This is a genomic window from Streptomyces sp. NPDC059201 (assembly GCF_042754585.1).
Lineage (GTDB): Bacteria > Actinomycetota > Actinomycetes > Streptomycetales > Streptomycetaceae > Streptomyces.
Window position 1 is genome coordinate 435798 of record NZ_JBHZBB010000003.1, and the last position, 24726, is coordinate 460523.

Annotated in this window: 8 protein-coding genes; 4 read left to right on the forward strand and 4 right to left on the reverse strand. The window is 74.4% G+C overall.

Annotation, left to right across the window (positions count from 1 at the left end; all coding sequences use genetic code 11):
• Window positions 1-2 precede the first annotated feature (2 nt).
• Genes ACFXMG_RS12280 through ACFXMG_RS12290 form a run of 3 tightly spaced genes read right to left on the reverse strand, consistent with a single transcriptional unit; the run spans window position 3 to window position 3456 of the window.
• Window positions 3-1331, reverse strand: coding sequence for a PLP-dependent aminotransferase family protein (locus ACFXMG_RS12280; RefSeq protein WP_383816784.1), 1329 nt, complete (start codon window positions 1329-1331; stop codon window positions 3-5).
• Complete coding sequence (locus ACFXMG_RS12285; RefSeq protein WP_383816787.1) at window positions 1328-2437, reverse strand: alpha-hydroxy acid oxidase; 1110 nt, start codon at window positions 2435-2437, stop codon at window positions 1328-1330. The genes ACFXMG_RS12280 and ACFXMG_RS12285 overlap by 4 nt, the downstream gene beginning before the upstream one ends.
• A complete protein-coding gene (locus ACFXMG_RS12290) occupies window positions 2434-3456 on the reverse strand; it encodes a VOC family protein (protein ID WP_383816790.1) in 1023 nt (340 codons plus the stop codon). The genes ACFXMG_RS12285 and ACFXMG_RS12290 overlap by 4 nt, the downstream gene beginning before the upstream one ends.
• A gap of 256 nt (window positions 3457-3712) precedes the next feature.
• Here ACFXMG_RS12290 and ACFXMG_RS12295 point away from each other — a divergent pair, with 256 nt between their 5' ends.
• The 3 genes from ACFXMG_RS12295 to ACFXMG_RS12305 are packed head-to-tail and all read left to right on the forward strand — an operon-like array spanning window position 3713 to window position 7745.
• Entirely contained in the window at window positions 3713-6265 is a 2553-nt protein-coding gene (locus ACFXMG_RS12295; protein WP_383816793.1) for an AMP-binding protein, read from the forward strand.
• Window positions 6266-6271: 6 nt separating this feature from the next.
• A complete protein-coding gene (locus ACFXMG_RS12300; protein WP_383816795.1) occupies window positions 6272-7486 on the forward strand; it encodes a cytochrome P450 in 1215 nt (404 codons plus the stop codon).
• Between the two features lie 22 nt (window positions 7487-7508).
• Window positions 7509-7745: a phosphopantetheine-binding protein gene (locus tag ACFXMG_RS12305; RefSeq protein WP_383816798.1), complete on the forward strand. Its 237-nt coding sequence runs from the start codon at window positions 7509-7511 to the stop codon at window positions 7743-7745.
• 86 nt (window positions 7746-7831) lie between these two features.
• Here the strand turns inward: ACFXMG_RS12305 and ACFXMG_RS12310 are convergent, their stop codons facing one another.
• Complete coding sequence (locus tag ACFXMG_RS12310; RefSeq protein ID WP_383816801.1) at window positions 7832-14920, reverse strand: amino acid adenylation domain-containing protein; 7089 nt, start codon at window positions 14918-14920, stop codon at window positions 7832-7834.
• Between the two features lie 207 nt (window positions 14921-15127).
• Here ACFXMG_RS12310 and ACFXMG_RS12315 point away from each other — a divergent pair, with 207 nt between their 5' ends.
• A complete protein-coding gene (locus ACFXMG_RS12315) occupies window positions 15128-24469 on the forward strand; it encodes an amino acid adenylation domain-containing protein (protein WP_383816804.1) in 9342 nt (3113 codons plus the stop codon).
• Window positions 24470-24726 lie beyond the last annotated feature (257 nt).

Genomic DNA, 24726 nt, shown 5'->3' on the forward strand with positions numbered 1-24726 from the left:
TCTCAGGTCCTCTCCAGAAGATCGGTCACCAGCGAAGCGAACCGGTCCAGACCGAGGTCGATCTTCTCCGGCGTGAGCGAGCTACAGGACAGGCGCAGCTGTCGCCGACCGCCGCCTGCCGCGTAGAAGTGGTGCATCGGCGTCCAGATGACCTGGTGCCGCTGTGCCGAGTAGGCGAGCAGGTCGTCGTCGGCGACGAAGGGCACCGTGACGACCAGGAAGAATCCGCCGGCCGGCCGGTTCCAGGCGACCGGCGACGTCGTGGGGAACCGTGCGGCCAGCCCGTCGAGCAGGTGCCGCAGCCGCTGTCCGTACCGCGCGGTGGCGTCCCGGTTGGCCTCGCGCAGGGCAAAGCCGCTCTCCAGCAGCCGGCCGCCGATGACCGCCTGGGCGATCGGCGGGGTGTTGACCGTGATCATGCTCTTGATCTTGGAGAGCTCGTCGGCGAGGGTGCCGACGACCGCTCCGTCCCGGACGACGGGCTGGTCCGCGACGACGTACCCGATGCGGGCGCCGGGCAGGGCGGTCTTGGCGTACGAGCCGAGGTAGACGACCCGCTGCCCGGCGTCCAGCGACTTGAGGGTCGGCCTGGGGGCGGCGCCGTCGCCGAAGAAGCCGTACGGGTTGTCCTCGATGAGCAGGATGTCCAGCTCCGCGGCCAGGTCCAGCAGCCGCCGCCGGGTCGGCACGTCGAGGCTGAGCCCCGTCGGGTTGGCGAAGTCGGGCACCAGATAGCAGGCCCGGGGCCGCAGTCCGGCCTCGCGCGCGCCCTTCACCTTGGCCGCCAGGTCGTCCAGGTCGATGCCGCCGTCGCCGCTGTCGACCGGCACGACCGGCAGGTCGACCAGACGGGCGGCGCCGGTGATGCCCACGTACGCCGGCGAGGTGGCGAGCAGGACGTCGCCGTCACCGGCGCGCAGCGCGCGCAGCACCAGGACCATCGCCTCCTGGCAGCCGACGGTCACCACGATCGACTCCGGGTCGGCGTGGATGTCCTCGTCGGTGGCGAGGTTGCGGGCCACCAGGTCCTGGATCACGCCCTTCGTCCGCCCGTACTGGTACAGCCGGTTGCGGGCCGTCTCCGCTCCCCCGGGCCCGCCGTCGGTGACGTGCGCGGTCCAGGTGCGCAGGAACCGGTGGACGTCCTCGACCTCGAATCCGCCCGGGTCCGGGCGTCCGGCCGCGAACGACACCGCGTCCGGGTAGCGCTCGGACACCTCGTTCAGCAGGTTCATCGACAGCAGCGCCGGATCGGACAGCGACCCGTGCAGGTCGGCGAGGTCCATCACCGCCCCGGGCCGTGCGGTCCGGGCGTGGGGCGACTCGGTCATCCCGCCTCCCGTGCGTGCGTCCCGGGCGCCCAGCGCACGCCCAGCCGTCCGGCGGCGGTCACGTCGGGCGCGCCGGCGAGGGCCATCGCCACCTCTATTTCGGTACGCAGCAGTTCCAGCGCCCCGGTCACGCCCGGCTCGCCTCCGCAGGCCAGCCCCCACAGGACCGGCCGGCCGAGGAGCACCCCGGACGCGCCGAGGGCGAGCGCGCGCAGCACGTCGGTGCCGCCGCGGACGCCGCTGTCCAGGAGCACCTCGCAGGCGTCGCCGACCGCTTCGCGGATCCCGGGCAGGGCCTGGAGGCTGGGGACGGCGCCGTCGAGCTGCCTCCCGCCGTGGTTGGACACCACCAGGCCGTCGGCGCCGAGGTCCACGGCGCGGCGCGCGTCCGCCGGGTCGAGGACTCCCTTGAGCACCAGCGGCAGGCGGGTGCGCCGCCGGAGCCAGGCGAGGTCGGACCAGGACAGGGTGGGGTCGATCACCGCCGCCGCGTGTCCGCCGACGCTCTGCCCGCCGCCGCGCTCGGTGTCGGCCAGGTTCACCGGCGCGGCGTGTGCCGGCACGGTGAACCCGTTGCGCAGGTCGCGCAGCCTCCGGCCCATGAACGGCACGTCCACGGTGAGGAACAGGGCGCGGGCGCCGAGTCGTTCGGCCTCGTCGATCAGCCACTCGGTGCGGGCCCGGTCGCGGAGCCAGTACAGCTGGAAGAAGAGGTCGCCGCCGGTGCGGGCGAGTGCGTCGAGCGGGTGCCCGGCCAGGGTCGCCGCCGTGAAGGGGATGCCGGCCGTGGCGGCGGCGCGGGACACCGCCGGTTCGCCGTCCGGGTGCACCAGCGCGTGGAACGCCATCGGCGCCACCGCGACCGGCATCGAGGCCGGTACGCCGAGGAGGGTCGTGGTGGTGTCGGCGGTGGCCGCCCCGGACAGGACGCGGGGGACGAGCCGGCACCGGTCGAACGCGGCACGGTTGGCGTCGAGCGTCGACTCGTCGCCGCTTCCGCCGGCCACGAAGTCGTACACCTCGGGCGCCAGGACGGCGCGGGCCCGGTCCTCAAGGTCGGCGAGGGTGAGCGGATCCGCCGCCAGGGCGGCCCGCCCGCCCGTCATGTCCGGTCCTGTCGTTCGACCGCCTCGTACAGCTTGCGGATGTTGTTGCTGCCGAAGGTGGTCGCGCCGCGCCGCTCGATGATCTCCATGAAGAGGGTGCGGCGCGGGTGCTCGGAGCGGGTGAAGATCTGGAACAGCTCGCCGTCGTGGTCCCGGTCGGCGAGGACGCTGTACTTGCGCAGCTCCGCCACCGGATGGCCGGACTCCCCGAGCCGCTCCTCCAGGTTCTCGTAGTACGTGTCGGGCGTGGCCAGGAACCGTACGCCGGCGCTGCCGAGGTCGGCGACCGCGTCCACGACGTCCGGCACCGCGAAGGCCAGGTGCTGCACACCGCTGCCGCCGTGCTTCTTCAGGAAGTCGTCGATCTGGCCCGGGACGGCACCGGTCATCGGCTGGAGCAGCGTCAGCGTCACCTGCCCGCCGGGGCTCTGCACCACCTTGGACTGCATGGCCTGGGCGCCGACGTGGATGTCCTCCTCGAACACCACGCGCCAGCCCAGGAGGGTCCGGTAGGACTCGACGGTCCGGTCGAGTTCGCCGTTCTCCAGGCAGACCGCGACGTGGTCGACGCGGAGCAGGTGGCTCCTGGCAGTGGCGGTGGTCCCCGTGGTCCCGGTGGTCTCCGCGGCGGGGACCGGGTCGATGCCGGGGAGCGACCAGGGCGCGTCGGCGGGGCGCCGGCCCACGAAGGAGTGGGTCACGTCGCCGAAGGCTTCGAGCGCGGTACGGTCCGGCGCGTCCACGCTGAGGGCGATGTCGCTCACGCCGTCGCCGTGCCGGGCGGTGTACAGGGTGGCCGGATGGTCGTCGGTGCGGCCCTCCAGCAGCACGAGGACGACGTCCCGCTGCCGCACCGCCACGGCGGCGAACTCCGGGGTCTCCCCGGCGGCGATCACCGCGAAGCCGTAGCGCTCGACGAACTCCGCCGCGCGGGCGTGGGCGTCGCCGACGGAGAGGGTGATGTGGTCGATGCCGGCGTCGACGGGGTGCTGATCTCTGGAATGGGGTGCGGACGACACGAATTCCCCCAAGGCTCGATAATCGGTTTCGACTTCGGGAACGAGAATTTCCGGATCCCGGTACCGCGACGGAAAAACGCTATGGACGGCGGGGGAAGCGTGTCAACGAAATCCCGTCCCGAGCTGCCCGACAGTACGGAATCCCCCTGTCCGCACCCGGGTGTCGAGGCGGGCGCTATGGGGTTCGTAGGGGTTGCACGGCCCGTCGTGACAGGCGAATATGCGGGCGATCGAAGCTGCGGACAAGGAGCGGTACGTGCTGATTCATCAGGCACTCGACGAGCGCGCGGCACAACACGGCGACGATATTGCGCTGATTGACGAAAAGGGCCCGGTCACCTATTCCCGACTCGTTTCCGCGGCGGACGCTTATGCCGCCGCACTGGTCGCGGCGGGGGTCGGGCCGGGCTGCCTGGTGCCGGTACGGATCACCCGCTCGGCCCGGATGGTGACCCTGCTGCTGGCCGTCCTCAAGACGGGCGCGGCCTACTGCCCCATCGACGTGAAGTGGCCCGACGAGCGGGTGCGGGAACTGCTGCGCCTGCTGCGGGCACCGCTGTTCGTCACCGACACCCCGCTCGCCGGCGCACCGTGCTGGACCCCGCCGGACGAGCCCGCCCCCGGGTCACGACCGGTCGGGTACGCCATCGGGCCGGTCGACCCGGCCTGTGTCTTCTTCACCTCCGGCAGCACCGGCGCCCCCAAGGGCGTCGTGACCCCGCACCAGGCCGTGCTGCGGCTCTTCGACGGCGGCCCCCTGGCGGCCCTCGGCCCCGGGCGGGTGCTGCCGCAGCTCGCCCCCGTCGGCTGGGACGCCTGCGGCCTTGAGCTGTGGGGCACGCTGTGCCGGGGCGGCACCGTGGTGCTGCCGGACGAGGACCACCTGCTGCCGGACGCCCTGCGCGACCTGATCGCACGGCACGGGGTCAACACCCTCGTCCTGGTCGCGTCCGTGGTGAACCTGCTGGTGCGGCTGGACCCCGACTGCTTCCGCGGGGTCGACCTGATGTTCATCGGCGGAGAGCGGCTGGCGCCCGAGCCGGTCCGGGAACTGCTGCTGCGCCACCCGGACACCACCGTCCACAACTGCTACGGCCCGGTGGAGAGTTTCGCCTTCGCCACGATGCACCACATCCGGCCCGAGGACTGCGACCTGCCGCACGGCGTGCCCATCGGACGCCCCGTGCCCGGCACGGAGGTCCACCTCGTCGACGGCGAACTCTGCGTCGCCGGCGCGGGACTGGCCCAGGGATACCTCCGCGACCCGGAACGGACCGCCGAACGGTTCGTCACCGTCGACATCGACGGGGTGCCGACCCGGGTCTACCGCACCGGCGACCGCGCGACGCGGGACGCCGAGGGAGTGCTGCACTTCCTCGGCCGCGCCGACCGGCAGGTGAAGATCCGCGGCTACCGGGTGGAGCTGGGCGAGGTCGAGAGCCACGCCTCGGGGCAGACCGGTGTGCGCGACTGCATGGCGGTGGCGCTGGCCGGCCGGAGCGGCGCGTACGAACGCCTCGCGCTGGCCTTCACCGGCGACGCGGACCCGGACCGGGTGCGCGCGGCGCTGCGCGACCGGCTGCCCGGCCACCTGGTACCCGACCTGGTGCGCCGCCTCGACGCACTCCCTCACAACGCCAACGGCAAGGTCGACCACCGAGCCGTGACGGAGCTGCTGCGCGTCCCGACCCCCGGAAGCGTCCCGACCCCCGGAAAGGGCCTGACGATGACCACGTTCGCCGAGACCACGAAGACCACCCCCGCGGAGGCCGCTCCCGCGGGAACGGCCACTGCCGACGCCCGCTCCGCCAGGACCACCGCCGCGATCGTGGAGGACTACCTCACGCTCGTCGACGACAGCATGGTCGCGGTCCTGCCGCACGCCCTGCGCATCGCCGTCGAACTCGGCGTCGCCGATGTCCTGGACCCCTCGGCGGCGCGGCCCGTGGCGGCCACGGCCGCCCTGATCGACGCCGACCCCGACGCCCTGGGCCGGCTGCTCTCCGCCCTCGCCGCGGCCGGGTTCTTCGCCGGGGACGCCGCCACCGGCTTCCGGCTGACCGCGCTCGGCGCGCGGCTGCGCCGGGACGACCCGCGGAGCCTCTCCGCGTCGCTGGTCAACGCCGAGAGCCAGGTCGCCTGGCTGCGCGCCACGGACACGTTCCGTACCGGCGCGGCGTCCTTCGACGGCGACGGCGGCGGCGACTTCTTCGGCGTCAAGAACTCCAGACGCGGCGAGAACGTCGCGTTCCTGCGCCGGATGCGGGAACGCACCGGCCGCCTCTACCGGCAGGCGGCCGAGGCCGTCGACTGGTCGGGGTCCGAGGTCATCCTGGACATCGGCGGCGCCGACGGCTTCCTCCTCGGCGAGATCCTCTCGGTGGCCCCGCACGCGAGCGGCGTCCTCTTCGACCGCCCCACGGTGATCGACGAGGTCGAGCTGCGCGGCGGGGTCCCCGGATGCCGCGCCGTGCCCGGCGACTTCTTCGTCTCGGTGCCCACCGGCACGGACACCCACCTCCTGTGCAGCGTCCTGCACGACTGGACCGACGAACAGGCCGTGGACATCCTGCGGTCGAGCCGCCGCGCCCTGCCGGCCGGCGGCCGGCTGCTGGTGATCGAGATGCTCGTGCCGGAGGACGGCTCCCCGCACCTCAGCCGCTGGAGCGACCTCGGCATGATGGTCCTCACCGGCGGCCGGGAGCGCGACCGGGCCGGGTTCGGACGGATCCTGGAGGCCGCCGGCTACCGGATGGAGCGGGTCGCGGACATCGCCGGGTCGCCGTTCTCCGTGATCGAGGCGCGCTGACCGGCGATGGACATCGACCTGCTCACAGCGGAGGTCTTCGCCGGGAACCGGCACCTGGACCAGCTCGCGGCCGCCCGCGCCCGCCCGGGCCTGACCTGGCATCCGGAACCCGACGGTCCCGGGTTCTGGGTGGCCGCCCGGTACGACGACGTCCTGACGGTCCTCGGCGATCCGGGCACGTTCAGCTCCCGCTCCGGCATCAGGCTCGGCGGCTCGGACGAGGCGGCCCGGCTGGTCGCCGACCGGATGATGGTGGTCAGCGACCCGCCGCGGCACGGCCGGATCCGCCGCGTGGTGGGCGCGCCGTTCACCCCGGCGGCGCTGCGCCGCTGGCACGACCGGATCGTCGACGGCGTCACCGACCTGGTGGACGAGATGATCGGGACGAGTACCGGCGCGCCCCCGTGCGGCGGAGCGGACGAGGCGCCCGGGCCGCTGGTCCGGGACGCCGTCACGGACCTCGCCCAGCGGCTCCCCAACCAGGTCATCTGCGCCATGATGGACCTGCCCCGGGCCGACTGGCCGCTGATCGGCCGGCTCACCACCGACGGCCTGGACTCCCCCGACCCGATCGACCGGCTGGACGCCAACGCCGAGATCTTCGGCTACTTCGCCGAGCTCATCGACCGGCGCCGCGCCCGCCCCGGCGACGACCTGATCAGCGAACTCCTCGCGGCCGGCGGCGATCTGACCGACGAGGAGCTGATCGTCAATTGCAGCGGCGTGCTGACCGGCGCGAGCGAGACCGTCCGCTACGCGGCGGCCGGAGCGCTGCTGGTCTTCGGCGACCGGCCCGAGCTGTGGACGGCGCTGCGCGCCTCGCCGGAGCTGCTGCCCACCACCGTCGAGGAGATCCTGCGCTGGACCAGCCCCGGCCTGCACGCGCTGCGGACGGTGACCCGCCCGGTGACGGTCGCCGGTACGGCCCTGGTCCCCGGCGAGCGGGTGACCGCCTGGATCTGCTCGGCCAACCGGGACCCGGCGGTCTTCGCCGACCCGGACACCTTCCGGCCGGACCGCGCCCCCAACCGGCACCTCGCCTTCGGCTGGGGCCCGCACGTCTGCGTCGGGGCCCGGGTGGCGCGGCTCGAACTGACCGCTCTGCTGACCGCGCTGATCCGCCGCGTGCGCGCGATCGCCCCGGCCGGGCCGCCGGTGTGGAGCACCGGCAACTTCATCCATGGACTGACCAGTCTGCCGGTGCGGCTCAGCCCGGCGTGATCCCGTCAAGGAGCTGATGGAGATGGGTACCACCGCAATCGCCGAGATCTGGCAGGAGGTTCTGGGCGTGCCGGTCGCGGACGACGACGACTTCTTCGCCCTGGGCGGCCAGTCGCTGGCCGCCATGGAGGTGGTGGCCGCGGTACGCCGGCGCCTCGGCGTCTCGGTCAAGGTCCGGGTCCTGCTCGAACACCCCGTGCTGGCGGACTTCGCCGAGCAGCTCGCCCGGTCCGGGGAGCGGTCCCCGGACCGGCCCTGACGACCGTACGACAGCCGACACAGGCAACAGGACGGCGGGAGCGAATCCATCGCTCCCGCCGTCCTGTGCGTGGGCCGGGCGGGGGCTTACGGCCGGCTCAGCCGGTCCAGGACGCTCTGGAGGCTCTGCGCCAGGGTGGTCAGGTGGGGCTGCTGCATCATCGTGTGGTGGTCGCCCGGGACGGTGTGGAGTTCGAAGCCGGCACGGGCGAGGAGGCGCCAGGGCCGGGTCTTGGGCCTGCGCGGCTGCTGCCGCGCCGACAGCAGGACGAGGCGGCCGTCGACCGGGCCCGGGCGGTGCCGCAGCAGGGCGCGGGTGTTGGCCTCGAAGACCCGTATCCGGTCCCGCATGTCCTCGCGGATGCCCTCCGGGACGAGGGCCGCGCGCTCCAGGAGGTCGAGCAGCGCCTCGTCCTGGCGGTCCGGCGACAGGCCCCGCAGCGCGGTCTCGTCGTACCCGGGCGCCGGGGCGCCCGAGAGGCCGGCCAGGTCGTGGACGAAGCCACCGAGGAGCACCGCGCGGTCGGGCGTCTCGTCGCCGAGGTACGGCGGCATGCCGGTGTCCAGCATGACGACCAGTGCCACCTCCTCGCCCGCGGCGGTGAGCCGGCCGGCCATCTCCGCGGCGACCATGCCGCCCAGGGACCAGCCGCCGAGGTGGTAGGGGCCGTGGGGCTGGACGGCGCGGATCGCGTCGACGTACCGCTCCGCCAGGGTGGTGAGCGAGGTGGTGACCGGGCCGCCGTCGAGGCCCGGGTCTTCCAGGCCGTAGAGCGGCTGTTCGGGGTCGACGAGGCGGGCCAGCGGCAGGTACGGCACCACGGATCCGCCGACGGCGTGGACGAGGAAGAGCGGCGGCCGGCCGCCGGTGGGCTTGATGGGCACGAGCGGCGAGGACTGGGGCCGCTGTTGGCGGGACGGGTCGAGGAGCATCGCGGTCATCTCCACCGTCGGTGCCGAGTACAGGTCGCGCACGCCCAGTTCGACGCCGAACGCGCGGCGGATCTCGGCCCGCAGCCTGGTCAGGTCGAGCGAGGTGCCGCCCAGGTCGAAGAAGCTGTCGTGGACGCCGATCCGGTCGGTGCCGAGCAGACCGGCCCAGACGCGGGCGACCGCCCGCTCGGTCTCGGTGCGGGGGGCGGTGAACTCGCCGGCGCGGCTCGGTTCCGGTGCGGGCAGGGCAGCCCGGTCCACCTTGCCGTTGGCGGTCAGCGCGATGCGCTCCACGGGGACGAGGGTGGAGGGGACCATGTAGTCGGGCAGGCGCGCGGCGAGGTGTGCGCGGAGCTCTCCGAGGTCACCGGGACCGAGGTCTCCGGGGCCGAGATCACCGGGACCGAGGTCGCCCCGCTCGTCCGCGCCCTTGGCCACCACGTAGCCGACGAGGCGGTCGTCGCGGACGGTCACGCACGCGCCGGAGACGCGGGGGTGTTCGGCGAGCACGGCCTCGATCTCGCCGAGTTCGATGCGGTAGCCGCGGATCTTGACCTGGTGGTCGATGCGGCCCAGGTACTCCAGGCCGCCGTCGGCGCGCCGCCGGGCGAGGTCGCCGGAGCGGTAGAGGCGGGCGCCGGGTGTGCCGCCGAACGGGTCGGCGACGAAGCGCTGCGCGCTCAGGTCGGGCCGGTGCAGATAGCCCCAGGACAGGCCGGCGCCGCCGACGAGGAGTTCGCCCGGTACGCCGATGGGGGCGGGGTGTCCGGCCGCGTCGACGACCCACAGGGAAAGGTCGGGGATCGGCTCGCCGATGGGTCCCGCGTTGTCGCGCAGGAGCTCCCGGGTCAGCGGGCAGTAGGTGACGTGGACGGTGGTCTCGGTGATGCCGTACATGTTGACCAGGCGCGGGTGGTCCTCGCCGTGCCGGTCGAACCAGCGGCGTACCGCGTCGGCGTCCAGCGCGTCGCCGCCGAAGATCACGTACCGGAGGGAGAGTTCCTCCGGGCGCTCCTCGTCGGCCGCGACGAGCTGCCGGAAGGCGGCGGGGGTCTGGTTGAGCACCGTGACCTTCTCGCGGGCCAGCAGGCGCTGGAACTCCTCGGGCGAGCGGGTCTGCCAGAACGGCACCACGACGAGCCGGCCGCCGTGGGCGAGGGCGCCCCACAGTTCCCAGACGGAGAAGTCGAAGGCGAAGGAGTGGAACAGCGTCCACACGTCCCGCTCGTCGAAGCGGTACCAGTGCTGGGTGGCGCGCAGCAGCCGGACGACCTGTCCGTGCGGGACGGTGACCGCCTTGGGCGCCCCGGTCGAGCCCGACGTGTAGATGAGGTACGCCAGGTCGGCGCCGGTCACGGTGACGTCGGGCACCGGCAGGTCCCCGTCGGTGTCGGAGTCCAGGGTCAGCGCGGTCGCGGGCACCTCCAGTCCGCGCTGGGTGACCACCAGGTCCAGGCCCGCGTCGGCGGCCATGTAGGCGAGCCGCTGCGCCGGATGGTCGGGGTCGAGCGGCACGTAGGCGGCGCCGGCGCGCAGGATGCCCAGGATCCCGACGACGAGGTCGGTGTCCCGGCGGACGCAGAGGCCGACCAGGCTTCCCCGGGTGACTCCCCGGGCGGCCAGCCGGGCGGCGAGGCGTTCGGCGCGCCGGGCGAGCTGCCGGTACGTGGTCCGCTCCTCGCCGGCGATCACCGCGACCGCGTCGGGGCGCGCCCGGACCTGTGCGGCGAAGAGGTCCCAGAGGGAGGCGTCGGCCGGTACCTCGCGGGAGGCGGCGCTCCACCGGCGCAGCAGCGCCGCCTCGTCGGGACCGGGCAGGACGAAGTCGCGGACGGCCGCGTCGGGTCCGGCGACCGCGTGGGTGAGGACGCGGCCCAGGTGTTCCAGCAGGCGGCTCATCCGGTCGGCGTCGAACAGGTCGGTGGCGTACTCGGCCTGGAGGCGCAGTCCGCCGTCGGCGGTGACGGTGGCGTGGGCGGCGAGGTCGAAGCGGGCGACCGATCCTGCCACCGGCAGGGGTTCGGCGGTGACGGGGCCGAAGGCCGGTCCGGCGGACGCGACCTCGTCGGCGTGCAGGGTGAGGCTGATCTGGAAGAGCGGGTTGCGGCCCGGTTCGCGGACCGGCCGCAGCTGTTCGACCAGGGTGCTGAAGGGGAGGTCCTGGTGTTCGGTGGCGCCCCGGACGGCGCGTTCGCAGCGGCGGACCAGCTCCCGGAAGGTCGGGTCGCCCGCGAGGTCGGCGCGGAGCACGACGGTGTGGGCGAAGTAGCCGACGAGCGGTTCGAGTTCGGGTCGGTCGCGGCCGTAGAGCACCGAGCCTATGCCGATGTCGTCCTGTCCGGTGTGCCGGGAGAGCACCACGAGGAATCCGGCCATCACGACGGAGAGCAGCGAGGCGCGTTCGGTGTCGGCGAGTGCGCGCAGGGAGGCGCCGAGGCCGTCGGGCAGGTGGAGGTCGACGGTGGCGCCGGGGTGTCCGGCTCCGGTGCCGCGCGGGCGGTCGGTCGGGAAGTCCAGTCGCGGCAGGGCGTGGAGCTGCTCGCGCCAGTAGCCCAGTTGCTTGTCCAGGACGGCGTCGGCGAGCCGGGCGCGCTGCCAGACGGCGTGGTCGGCCGGCTGGATGGCGAGTTCCGGGAGGGCGGTGTCCGGTGCGGTGTACAGGGTGGACAGTTCGTCGAGCAGGACGCCCGCCGACCAGCCGTCGGCGATGATGTGGTGGGTGCAGAGCACCAGCACGTGCTCGGCCGGGCCGAGTCGCAGGAGTTCCGTGCGCAGCAGCGGGTCGGTGGCGAGGTCGAAGGGGCGGGTGGCGGCCTCGGCGAGGAGCTGCGGCACCGCGTCCGGGTGGGTCGGGACGACCGTGAGCGGCCGGGCCTCGGGTGCGGGGTCGGTGACCTGGACGGGGGTGCCGTCCACGGTGACGAAGCGGGTGCGCAGGCTCTCGTGGCGGGCGACGAGCCGGCCGAGGGCGTGGGAGAGCCGGTCGACGTCGAGGCGGCCGCGCAGGCGCAGGGCGAGCGGCACGTTGTAGACGGGTGAGGTGGGGTCGAGCTGGTGCAGGAACCAGAGGCCCTCTTGCTGGTACGACAGGGGGAGCGCGTCGGTCCTCGGGACGGCGGGGATGCGGCGGGCGCTGTCGGGTGCGCCGAGCCGGGTGGCGAGTTCGGCGACGGTGGGCGCGCGGAAGAGGGTGGCGACACCGAGGTCGGCGTCGAAAGCGGTGCGGATCCGGTTGACCAGGCGGATCGCGAGGAGCGAGTGGCCGCCGAGCGCGAAGAAGCCGTCGTGGACGCCGACGCGCGGGACCCGCAGGACTTCGGCGAACAGGGCGCACAGGGCGCGTTCCCGGTCGTCGCGGGGGGCGACGTACGCGGTGTCGGCGGTGTCCTGCTCGGGTTCCGGCAGCAGTTTCCGGTCGATCTTGCCGTTCGGGGTGAGCGGCAGCTGGGCGAGCGGGACGAGCGCCGAGGGGACCATGTACGGCGGCAGCACCGCGGCGGCCGCGGCGCGGATCCCGGCGAGGTCCGGGGCGGGCACGGCGGGCACGAGGTAGCCGACGAGGCGCTTGTCGCCGGGCCGGTCCTCGCGGGCGTGCACATGGGCCTGGGCGACGTCCGGGTGGCGGAGCAGCGCGCTCTCGACCTCGCCGGGTTCGACGCGGAAGCCGCGGATCTTCACCTGGGTGTCGGCCCGGCCGGCGAATTCGAGGGTGCCGTCGGCGCGCCAGCGGGCAAGGTCGCCGGTGCGGTACATCCGGGTGCCGGGCGGGCCGAAGGGGTCGGCGACGAAGCGTTCGGCGCTCAGTCCGGCGCGCCCGGCGTATCCGCGCGCGAGGCCGGGCCCGGCGCCGTACAGCTCGCCGACGACGCCGACGGGTACGGGCCGCAGCCGGTCGTCGAGCACGTAGACGGCGGTGTCGTCCATGGGGCGGCCCATGGGCACGCTGTCCGGCACGGCGTCCGGGTCGCGCAGGGGCATCTGCACGGAGCACATGGTCAGTTCGGTGGGGCCGTACGTGGCGCGGATCCGCAGGCCCGGGTGGCGGCGCAGGACCGCGCGGACGGCGGCGGGGCTGATGACGTCGCCGCCGGTCATCACCTCGCGCAGTCCGGCGAAGCAGTCGGGGTCCTCCTCGGCGACGACCTGGAAGAGGCCGGAGACGAGCAGGACGTCGGTGAGGCCGGCGGCCCGTACGACGGCGCCGTCGACGTCGCCGGGCGGTGCCACGACGACCTCGCCGCCGGACAGCAGCGGCACCCAGATCTCGCAGGTCGACGCGTCGAAGGCGTGCGGTGAGTGCAGGAGCGCGCGGCGGGGGCGCTCGTCCTGCCAGCATTGGTCGCGGGCGAAGGCGAGCACGCCGCGCTGGGTGGTGACGACGCCCTTGGGCGCGCCGGTCGAGCCCGAGGTGTACATGATGTACGCGGCCTGGTCGGGGTGCGCGAGGCCCACGGGCACGGCGGCGCGGTCGGCGTCGGTCGCCTCGAATCCCGTCACCGTCAGGAGCCGGGCCCGGGTGGCGGCCGTCAGTTCGTGGTCGCGCAGCGCGTCGTCGACGAGGAGGAGTTCCGCCCCGGACCCGTCCACGATGTCGTGGAGCCGTTCGGTGGGCGCGGTCAGCGGCAGCGGTACGAAGCAGCCGCCGGCCTTGAGGATGGCGAGCATCGACACGAGCAGGTCGGCGGAGCGCCGCTGGAGGAGGGCGACGGGGGTCTCGGCCGTGACGCCGAGGCGGTGGAGGCGCCCGGCCAACAGGTCGCTGCGGCGGTCGAGTTCGGCGTAGCTGAGGGAGCCGTCGGGGTCGGAGACGGCGGGCGCGGCGGGGGTGAGGGCGGCCTGCCGGGCGAACGCCTCGGCGAGGCCGGTGGTCGGCTCCGGGCGCGTCGTGCCGTTCCCGTCGCGGAGCACGGCGGCGCGTTCGCGGGCGTCCAGGAGGTCGATGTCGCCGAGCGCCCGGTCCGGGTCGTCCGCCACCGCTTCGAGCAGCCGCACCAGGCGGTGGGCGAACGCCGTGACGGTCTCCCGGTCGAAGAGCTCGGTGCGGTGGACGAGCTGCACGGACAGCTCCAGCGGCGTGCCGTCGGGGGCGTACCGGTCGGTGAAGGAGACCGACAGGTCGAAGTGGGCGGCGATGGTCCGGTTGCGCAGCTCCGTCACGGTCAGGCCGTCGAGGGTGTACTGGGCGGCGGCGTTGTTCTGGAGGACGAGGGCGACCTGGAAGAGCGGGTGGCGGTTGAGCGCCCGGCTCGGGTTGAGCGCCTCGACGAGCCGGTCGAAGGGCAGTTCGGGGTGGGCGAGGGCGGCGACGTCCGTCTCCCGGGCCCGCGCGAGCAGGTGCCGGAAGGTCGGGTCTCCCCCGGTGTCCAGCCGCAGCACCAGCGTGTTGACGAAGAACCCGATCAGGTCCTCCAGGTCCTCCTCGGCACGCCCCGCGTCCATGGTGCCGAGGGGGATGTCGGTGCCGGCTCCGAGCCGGGTCAGCAGGGCGGCGAGGGCCGCGTGCACGACCATGAACAGGGAGGCGTCGGCGTCGCGCGCGAGCCGCAACAGGCGCGCGTGCAGGGCCGCGGGCAGGTCGATCCGCACCTCGCCGCCGTCGTCGCCGGAGACCTCGGGCCGGGGCCGGTCCAGCGGCAGCGGCAGCTCGTCGGGAAGGCCGGCGAGCCGCCCGGTCCAGTGGGCGAGGAGGTCGGCGCCGTCCGGGCCCTCCAGGAGTTCCCGCTGCCACAGCGCGTAGTCGGCGTACTGGACGGGCAGCGGCTCCCAGTCCGGCGCGGCACCGGCCCTGCGGGCCGCGTAGGCGCGGCCCAGGTCGCGGCCGAGGACCGCCATCGACCAGCCGTCGCCGACGATGTGATGGAGCACCAGATACAGCGTGTGGCTCTCCTCGCCGGTACGCAGCAGCCACACCCGCAGCGGCAGGTCCGCCGTCAGGTCGAAGGCGTGCCGCGCCAACTGATCCAGAGTGGCGGGCAGTTCGGCCGCCGTGACGTCGAGACCGGTAAGGAACTCGGTGACCTCCACGGTGTCGCGTACGAGCTGCCGCGGCTCGCCGTCGATCTCGGGGAAGACGGTGCGCAGGCTCTCGTGCCGGGCGACCAGGTCGCCCAGGGCCGCGCGCAGGGCCACGGTGTCGAGCAGCCCGTCCAGCCGGAGCGCGAGCGGCAGGTTGTAGGTCCAGGCCGAGGTGTCGAGGCGGTTGAGAAACCACAGGCGTTGCTGCGCGAACGACAACGGGAACACGGATCCTCCTGCGCCTGCGAGACATCGACGGTCGTCGGCCGCACACGCTAGGACGGCTCCGGTGAAAGCAAGGTCACCGGCGCCCAAATGGCCCTGTCTCCAGGGGTTTTGGCGGTCTCATCTAGGGGTTGTCGCAAAACTTTTCGTACGCCCATCATGAGCCAGCCCGCATGGGACCACCGGCACACAGGGACATGGAGAGCCGCGATGCCGTTTTCGCCGGAGCGCTTGCCGTCAGCCGACACCGACGTGTCCGAGTCCTTGCACGGCCTGGTGGCCCGGCACGCGGCGCGGCGCGGTGACGCGCCCGCGCTGCGCTGCGGCCCGGTCGCGTGGGACTACGCCGAGCTGGACGCGCGCGCCAACCGACTGGCCCACGTGCTGCGCGGGCGCGGCGTCGGCGCCGAGGACGTGGTGGCCCTCGCGCTGCCCCGCTCGGCGGAGCTGATCGTCGCCATGCTCGCGGTCGGCAAGGCCGGCGGCGCGTTCCTGCCGGTGGACGTCCACCACCCCGCCGAGCGGATCGCCTTCATGTGCGCCGACAGCGCGCCCCGCGCCCTGCTGGCCGCGGAGGCGGTGCTGCCCGGGCTGCCGGACACCCCGGGCACGGCGCAGTGGTCGCTGCCGGAGCTGCTGGCGGAGGCGGCCGGGGCGCCGGTGACCGCGCCGGACCCGGTGGACCATCCGCTGTCCCTGGCGTACGTCATCTACACGTCCGGTTCGACGGGCCGGCCGAAGGGGGTCGCGGTACCGCACCGGGGGATCCCGCCGTTCGCCGCCGACCTGGCCGGCCGGATGGCGGCGGGCCCCGGCTGCGTGGTGTCGCAGCTCGCCTCGCCCAGCTTCGACGCCATGATCATCGAGGTGCTGCTGGCGTTCGGGCCCGGCGGCACGCTGGTCGTCTCGCCGCCCGACACGCTCGTCGGCGAGGAGCTGGCCGGATTCCTCGCGGACGGGGCCGTCACCCACGCGTTCGTCCCGCCGTCGGTCCTGGCCACCGTGCCACGGACCGAACTGCCCGCCCTGAAGGCCCTGATGGTCGGCGGCGAGGCGTGCGGCGCGCGGCTCGTGGACACCTGGAGCCCCGGCCGCAGGATGGTCAACGGCTACGGGCCCACCGAGACCACCATGGCGATCACGCTCTCGGAGCCGCTCACGCCGGGGCCGGACGCGCCGCCGATCGGCTCCCGGGCCGGCGACAGCCACCTGTACGTGCTGGACGAGGAGCTCCGCCCGACGCCGCCCGGCGAGATCGGCGAGCTGTACAGCGGGGGCGGCGGCGTGACGCGGGGGTACGTCGACCGCGCCGGACTCACGGCGGAGCGGTACGTCGCCGACCCGTTCGGGGCGCCGGGCACGCGGATGTACCGCACCGGCGACCTGGTGCGGCGGCTGCCGGACGGTCAGCTCGCCTACTGCGGCCGGGCCGACGACCAGGTCAAGATCCGCGGTCTGCGGATCGAGCCGGGCGAGATCGAGACGGTCCTCACCGGGCACCCGGGGGTGGAGCAGGCCCGGGTCCTGGTGCACGAGGACCAGGCCGGCGAGAAGCGGCTCGCCGGGTACCTGGTCGCCGCCCGGACACCGGACGGCGACGACGGTGACGACGGCGGCGCCGCGTCGCACGTCGACGAGTGGCAGCAGATCTACGACTCGTTCTACGACGGCTCCGACCGCTCCGCCTTCGGAACCGACTTCACCGGCTGGAACTCCAGCTACACCGGCGAGGGCATCCCGGTCGAGCAGATGGCCCGCTGGCGCGAGGCGATCGTCGCCCGGATCCGCGGCTTCGCGCCGCGCCGTGTCCTGGAGGTCGGCGTCGGGTCAGGACTGATCCTGACGCCGCTGGTCGGCGAGGTGGACGCGTACTGGGGCACCGACTACTCGGCCTCCGCGATCGAGGGACTGCGCGACCGGCTCGCCGGGGAGCCGGACACCGCCGCGAAGGTCACCCTGCGCGCCCAGGCCGCCGACGACACCACCGGCCTGCCCCGAGGCCACTTCGACACGATCGTCATCAACTCCGTCGTGCAGTACTTCCCCCACGAGGAGTACCTGCGGGACGTCCTGACGAAGCTGCTGGACCTGCTCCGGCCGGGCGGCCGGCTGTTCGTCGGCGACGTGCGGTGCCTCCCGCTCGTGGACGGCATGTGGACCGGCGTACGCCTCGGTCAGCTCGGCCAACCCGACCACGACCCTGCACCTGAGGTGCTGCGCCGGGAGATCGAGCAGGCGGTGGTCCTGGAGAAGGAACTCCTGGTCGACCCGGGCTTCTTCGGCACCGTCGGCGCCGGCGCGGTCGACCTGCGGCTCAAGCCGGGCGCCGACCACAACGAACTCACCAAGCACCGCTACGACGTCGTGCTCCACAAGGACGGCACCGGCGCGCAGGACCTGACGGCGGTCCCGGCCCTGCGCTGGGGCAGCGACGTCCGGTCCACCGGGGACCTGGCCGCCCGGCTGGCCGACGGCACCGCGCTGCGCCTCACCGGGGTACGCAACGCCCGCGTCGCCGGCGAGGTCGCCGCCGCGCGGGCGGTCCGGGCGCACGCGCCGGTGGACACCGCGCGCGCCGCGCTCGCGGGGCCCGGCGACCAGATCGACCCCGAGCAGTGGCCCGCGCTCGCCGCCGAGCACGGACGCACCGCCGTCGTGACCTGGTCGGCGGAGGGCCCGGACCTGCTCGACGTCCTCTTCCCGGCCGCCGACGGCCCGATGGTCCTGGACGGCGTCTACCTGCGCGGCGGAGCCGACGGTGCCACGACGTCTTCCGGATTCACGAACGACCCGATCGCCACCCGCCGCCGTGGGCTGCTCGTCGCGGCGCTGCGCGACTGGGCCAAGGAGCGCCTCCCCTCGTACCTGGTGCCCTCCGCGTTCGTCGTGCTGGACGGGCTGCCGCTGACGGCGAGCGGGAAGCTGGACCGGCGGGCGCTGCCCGCACCCGACTTCCGGGGCCAAGGGACCGGCCGGGCCCCGCGTGACGCGCGGGAGAGGCTGCTCTGCGAACTGGCCGCCGAACTGCTCGACCGGCCCTCGGTCGGCATCGACGACGACTTCTTCGACCTCGGCGGCCACTCGCTCCTCGCCACCCGTCTGCTCAACCGCATCCGGGGCGCCCTCGGCGTCCGGCTCGGGCTCGACGCCCTGTTCGCCGCGCCCACCGTCGCGGGTCTCGCGGCCGCCATCGCCGAGACCACCGGGCAGGAGGCGCCCGCCCTGGCCTCGGGCCCGCGACCGGACCGCGTCCCGCTGTCCTGGGCCCAGCAGCGCCTGTGGTTCGTCAACCGGACGGACCCGCTGGGCTGGACCTACAACCTGCCCGTGGTGCTGCGCCTCTCCGGCCCGGTGGACCGGGCGGCGCTGGCCTCAGCCGTCGAGGACCTGATGGCACGGCACGAGTCGCTGCGCACCGTCTTCGACGAGCGGGACGGCCGGCCGTACCAGCGGATCCTGCCCCACGTCCGGGCGGACGACGACCTGATCCGTGTGCGGGACGTCGAGGAGTCCGAGCTGGACGAGGCGGTACGGAGCGCCTGCCGGCGCCCCTTCGACGTCACGGCGGAGGCGCCGGTGCGGGTGTGGCTGCTGCGCACGGCGCCGGACCGGCACGTCCTGGTGCTGGTGCTGCACCACATCGCGGGCGACGGCTGGTCGATGCGGCCGCTGGCGCGGGACCTGTCCACCGCGTACGCGGCGCGGGTCACCGGCTCCGCGCCGGAGTGGCGGCCGCTGCCGGTGCAGTACGCCGACTACGCGCTCTGGCAGCGCGACCTGCTCACCCCGGCGTACCAGGAACAGCTCTCGGGCTTCTGGCGCGCCTACCTGGCCGCTCTCCCGGAGGAGCTGGCCCTGCCCTACGACCGGCCCCGCCCCGGCGGCGCCGACCACGACGGCGCCCTTCTCCCCCTGCGGATCCCCGCGTCCCTGCACGCGCGTCTGGCAGCCCTGGCGCAGCAGAGCCGGACCACGCTCTTCATGGTGCTGCACGCCGCCCTGGCCGCGCTGTACACGCGGCTCGGCGCGGGGACCGACATCCCCATCGGCACGGTGGTCGCCGGGCGCGGCGACGACCAACTCGACGATCTGATCGGGTTCTTCGTCAACAACCTGGTGCTGCGCACCGACACCGGGGGCGACCCGACCTTCCGTGAGCTCCTGGAGCGCACCAGGACCGACGACGTGGCCGCCCTGAGCCACCAGGAGCTGCCCTTCGACCGGCTCGTGGAGGCGCTGAACCCGGCCCGCACGCTGAGCCGGCACCCGCTCTTCCAGACGATGCTGGTCCTTCAGAACAACGCGGACGCCGCCTTCGACCTGGCCGGTCTGGACGTCGAGGTGGTGCGGTCGACGCCGTCCGCCGCGCAGCTGGACCTCTTCGTGAACCTCACGGAGCTGTACGGGCGGGACGGCGGCGCCGACGGCATGGTCGGCGAGATCGTCTACCGCACGGGGCTCTTCGACGCGGACACGGTCCGGTCGCTGGCCGACCGGTTCGTCCGGGTCCTCGACGCCGTCGCCACCGACCCCGACCAGCGGCTGGGCGGGCTCGACGTGCTCGGGAGCGGCGAGCGCGACACCCTCCTGCGGACCTGGAACGACACGGAGCGGCCGCTGCCGGAAGCCTCACTGCCGCGCCTGTTCGCCGCGCGCGCCGAGGCGACCCCCGACGCGGTCGCGGTCACCGGCCCGGTCACCCTGACGTACGCCGAACTGGACCGGCGCGCCAACCATCTGGCGCACCGGTTGATCGAGGCGGGCGCCGCCCCGGACCGGCCGGTGGCGCTGCTCCAGCGGCGTTCGGCCGACCTCATCGTGTCCATGCTCGCGGTGCTGAAGGCCGGCGCGGCGTATCTGCCGCTGCCGGAGAACTCCCCCGAGGACCGGCTGCGCCAGATGGCCGGCCAGGCCGGCGCCACCCTGCTCGTCACCGACCGGCCGGACGAGTCGGCGGGCCTGACCGTGCTGGCGCCCGGGGACGGCGAGTCGCCCGAGCCGCCCCCAGCGGACCCGCACCCGGACCAGGCCGCGTACGTGATGTTCACCAGCGGCTCGACCGGCACCCCGAAGGCCGTCGTCCTGACGCACCGGAACACGGCCGGCTTCGTCCGGGACGGGCTCTGGAGGGCGGGCGGCACCGTCCTGATGCACTCCGCCACCGGGTTCGACGCGTCGGTGCACGAGATCTGGACGCCGCTGCTGACCGGCGGCACGGTCGTGGTGGCCCCCGAGGGGATCCTCGACGCCACCGGCCTGGCCCGCGCGGTGACCTCGTACGGGGTCGACCGGATCTGGCTCACCTCCGGCCTCTTCGGGGCCCTCGCGGAGGACCCGGGCTGCTTCGCGGGCGTCCGGGAGGTCCTGACCGGCGGCGACGTGGTGCCGCCCGCGGCGGTCGCGCGGCTCCTCGACCGCCATCCGGGGCTCACGGTGAGGGCCCTGTACGGGCCGACCGAGACCACCACCTGCTCCACCCGGTTCACCCTGTCGGACGCGCAGGCCGTGCCCGTCCGGGTGCCGATCGGCACGCCGATGGACAACACCCGCCTGTACGTCCTCGACGCGCGGCTCCAGCCGGTGCCGACGGGGGTGCCGGGCGAGCTGTACATCGCCGGCTCGGGACTGTCGCGCGGGTACGCCGGCCGGCCCGACCTGACCGCCGAGCGGTTCACCGCCGCCCCGTGGGGGCCGCCGGGGAGCCGGATGTACCGGACCGGTGACATCGCCCGGTGGCGCGCCGACGGCACCCTGGACTTCGTCGGGCGGGCCGACGCCCAGGTGAAGATCCGCGGCTTCCGGGTCGAACCCGCCGAGGTCGAGTCCGCGCTCACCGCCCTGCCGGAGGTCGGGCAGGCGTTCGTCACCGCCCACGAGGACCGGGGCGGCGAACGCCGGCTCGTCGCCTACCTGGTGCCCCAGGAGAGCGGCCTGGACGTCGCCCGCGTCCAGGACCGGGTCGCCGCGGTCCTGCCCGACTACATGGTGCCCGGCGCCTGGGTCGTCCTCGACCGGCTGCCGCTCACCGGCAACGGCAAGGTCGACCGGCGGGCCCTGCCGGAGCCCCGGTTCGAGACCGGTACCGGATACACGGCGCCGCGCACCCCGGCCGAGGAGATCCTCGTCGCGCTCATGGGCGAACTCCTCGGCAGGTCCCGGGTCGGCGTCCACGACAACTTCTTCGACCTCGGCGGCCACTCGCTCCTCGCCACCCGCCTGGTCAACCGGATCCGCACCCACCTGGGAGCCGACCTGGGCATCGCGGACCTGTTCGAGGCCCCGACGGCGGCGGCACTCGGCGCCCGGCTCGGCGCGCGGCTCGACTCCGGCGACGGGGCGGGCCGCGCCCACGGCCCCCTGCTGCCGGCCGTCCGGCCGGTCCCGATGCCGCTGTCCTACGCCCAGGAGCGGCTGTGGTTCCTGTCCCGGTGGAACGGCCTGGGCTGGCCCCTGGTGCTGCGCCTGGAAGGGGCCCTGGACACCGGCGCGCTGCGCGCCGCGGTGGGCGATCTGCTGGACCGCCACGAGACGCTGCGCACCCGGTTCCCCGAGGTCGACGGCGCGCCGCGCCAGCACGTCCTGGCCGCCGCCGACCCGGACGAGGTGCTGCGGATCTCGGCGGTGGACCCGGCCGAGCTGGACCGGGAGCTGACGGCCGCCGCCGGGCACCGGTTCGACCTCACCACCGACCTGTCGCTGCGGCTGCACCTGTTCACCACCGGCCCGGACCGGCACACACTGCTGCTGCTGATGCATCACATCGGCGGCGACGGCTGGTCGCTGGCCCCGCTGACCCGGGACCTCGCGCAGGCGTACGCCGCCCGCGCCGGCGGGGACGCGCCGGTCTGGCGGCCCCTGCCGGTGCAGTACGCCGACTACACCCTGTGGCAGCGCGCCCTCCTCGAAGGCCCTGCCGGGAAGCGGCTCTCGGCGTACTGGACCGAGCGGCTCACCGGTCTCCCGCAGGAACTGGCCCTGCCCTACGACCGGCCCCGGCCCGACTCCTCCGACCTGCCCGGCGCGCTGCTTCCGGTGACGCTGCCCGCACCGCTCCACGCGCGGCTGCTCGACCTGGCCCGGTCCACGCACACCACGCTCTTCATGGTGCTGCACGCGGCGCTCGCCACGCTCTACACCCGGCTCGGCGCGGGCACCGACATCCCCGTCGGCACCACCGTCGCCGGGCGCAGCGACGACAGCCTCGACCACCTGGTCGGCTGCTTCGTCAACAGCCTGGTCCTGCGGACCGACACCGCCGGTGATCCGAGCTTCCGCGAACTCCTCGGCCGGGTGCGGGAGCTGGACCTGGCGGCCTACGCCCACCAGGAGCTGCCCTTCGACCGGGTCGTGGACGCGCTCAACCCGGCCCGCAGCCTGAGCCGGCACCCCCTCTTCCAGACCATGCTGGTGCTCCAGAACAACGCCGAGTCCGCGTTCGCGCTCGCCGGGGTGGACGTGTCGCCGGCCCCGGCCGAGGGCGCGGTCGAGGCGATCCGGGTCGGTCCGGTGGACTTCGACCTCAACCTGAGCTTCGTCGAGCACCACGGGGACGGCCGGGCGCCCGAGGGCATCACCGGCGAGGTGCGCTACCGCACCGACCTGTTCGACCGGGACACCGTGGCCGCCCTCATGGACCGGCTCCTGCGGGTCCTGGACGCGGCCGTCGAGGACCCCGACGCGCCGATCGGACGGATCGACCTGCTCTCCGACACCGAGCGGCGTACCGCGCTGGCGGGCGAGAGCGACACCGCGCGGCCGGTCGTCGACGAGGACCTCGCCGTCCTCTTCGCCCGCAGGGCCGCCGCCACCCCGGACGCGGTCGCCGCCGTCGAGGGCGACCGGTCGATCGGCTACCGGGAGCTCGACCGGCGCGCCAACCACCTGGCACACGCGCTGGTGGCGGCGGGCTGCGCGCCCGACGACCCGGTGGCGGTGCTCCAGCCGCGCGGCATCGACTACCTCGTGACGGTGCTCGCCGTGATCAAGGCGGGCGGCGGCTACCTGCCCCTGCCCGGGTCCGCGCCGCTCGCCCGGCAGCAGCGCATGGTCGACCACATGCGGGCCCGACTGCTCGTCACCGACCGGCCCACCGAGCTGACCGGGGTCACGGTCGTCACGCCCTCCCCCGGTTCCGAGGAGCACGCGCCGTCGACCACGAGCCACCCGGACCGCACCGCGTACACGATGTTCACCAGCGGCTCGACCGGCACCCCCAAGGCGGTCGGCGTCTCGCACCGCAGCGTCGCCGAGTTCGTCACCGACCGCGCCTGGGCGGCACTGCGGCCGGCCGACGCGCTCATGCACTCCCCGACGTCGTTCGACCCGTCCACGTACGAGATCTGGCTGCCGCTGCTGACCGGCGGCCGGGTGGTGATCGCGCCCGAGGTCGACCTGGACACCGACGTCCTGGCCCGCACCATCGTCGAGGGGAAGGCCACCACCGCGGTCTTCACCTCCGCCCTGTTCAACCTGATGGTGGCCGAGGCCGGACCCGCCCTGGCCGCCCTGGACCTCGTCTGGGTGGCCGGTGACGTGGTGTCACCCGCCTCGGTCGCCGACCTGCTGGCCGCCGCGCCGCGCACGGCCGTCGCGGCCGCCTGGGGCACCACCGAGACCACCGTCATCTCCTCCTGGTACCCGATCACCACGGCACCGTCCCGCACGGTGCCGATCGGCCGGGCCATGGACAACACCGGTATCTATCTGCTCGACGAGCGGCTGCGCCCGGTACCGCCCGGCGTCCCCGGTGAGGTGTACGTGACCGGGACCGGGCTCGCCCGCGGCTACGCGCACCAGCCGGACGTGACGGCCGCGCGGTTCGTCGCCGACCCGTACGGCCCGGCCGGCGGGCGCATGTACCGCACCGGCGACCTCGCCCGGTACCGGCCCGACGGGATCCTGGAGTTCGACGGGCGCGCCGACGCGCAGCTGAAGGTCCGCGGCTTCCGGATCGAACCGGCCGAGGTCGAGGCGGCCCTGACGGGCCATCCGGACGTGGCGCACGCGACGGTCACCGGGGACGGCGAGCGGCTGATCGGCTACCTGGTACCGGCGGACGTGGACGTGGCCGCGGTACGGGCCCACGCCGCCCTGACGCTCCCGGACCACATGGTGCCGAGCCTGTTCGTCACCCTGGACCGGCTGCCGCTGACCGGCAACGGCAAGGTCGACAGGAAGGCGCTCCCGGCGCCCGACCCGAGCGCGTCCACGAGGGCGTACGTGGCGCCCCGGGACGAGCGGGAGGCGGCGCTGTGCGCCCTGTTCGCCGAGATCCTGAAGACCCCTCGGGTCGGCGTGGACGACAACTTCTTCGACCTCGGCGGCCACTCGCTGCTCGCCACCCGCCTGCTCAACCGGGTGCGCACCCGCTTCGGCGCGAGCCTCAGCGTGGCCGTCCTCTTCGAGTCCCCGACGGTCGCCGCCCTCGCCGCGCACCTCGGCCAGGCCCCGACCCGCACCCGCCCGAAGCTCCGCAGGCGCACCGGCCCCAGCGGCCCCGCTGCGCCCGACAGGCCCAGCGGCTCCAGCGGCGAGGACGCGGACTCGCGATGAGGCCAGGGGCGTACCCCTCGCGTGGCCGTGCCGGCCCGACCGGCTCGCACGGCCACCACCCCGCCGGCGTGCCGTGCGGCGCGGACCTCGACGGACCCGACCGGTCCGCGCGCGCCGCCGCACCCGCCCTCCCCCGCCGTCCCGCGGCGGGCGAGCCGTGGCAGGCGAGCCGTGGCGGCGGGACTCAAGACCGGCTCGGCGCCGACGGTGCCGCGCCCGCCGGCCGGGCACGCACCCGGCCCGGCCCCGTGGAACCC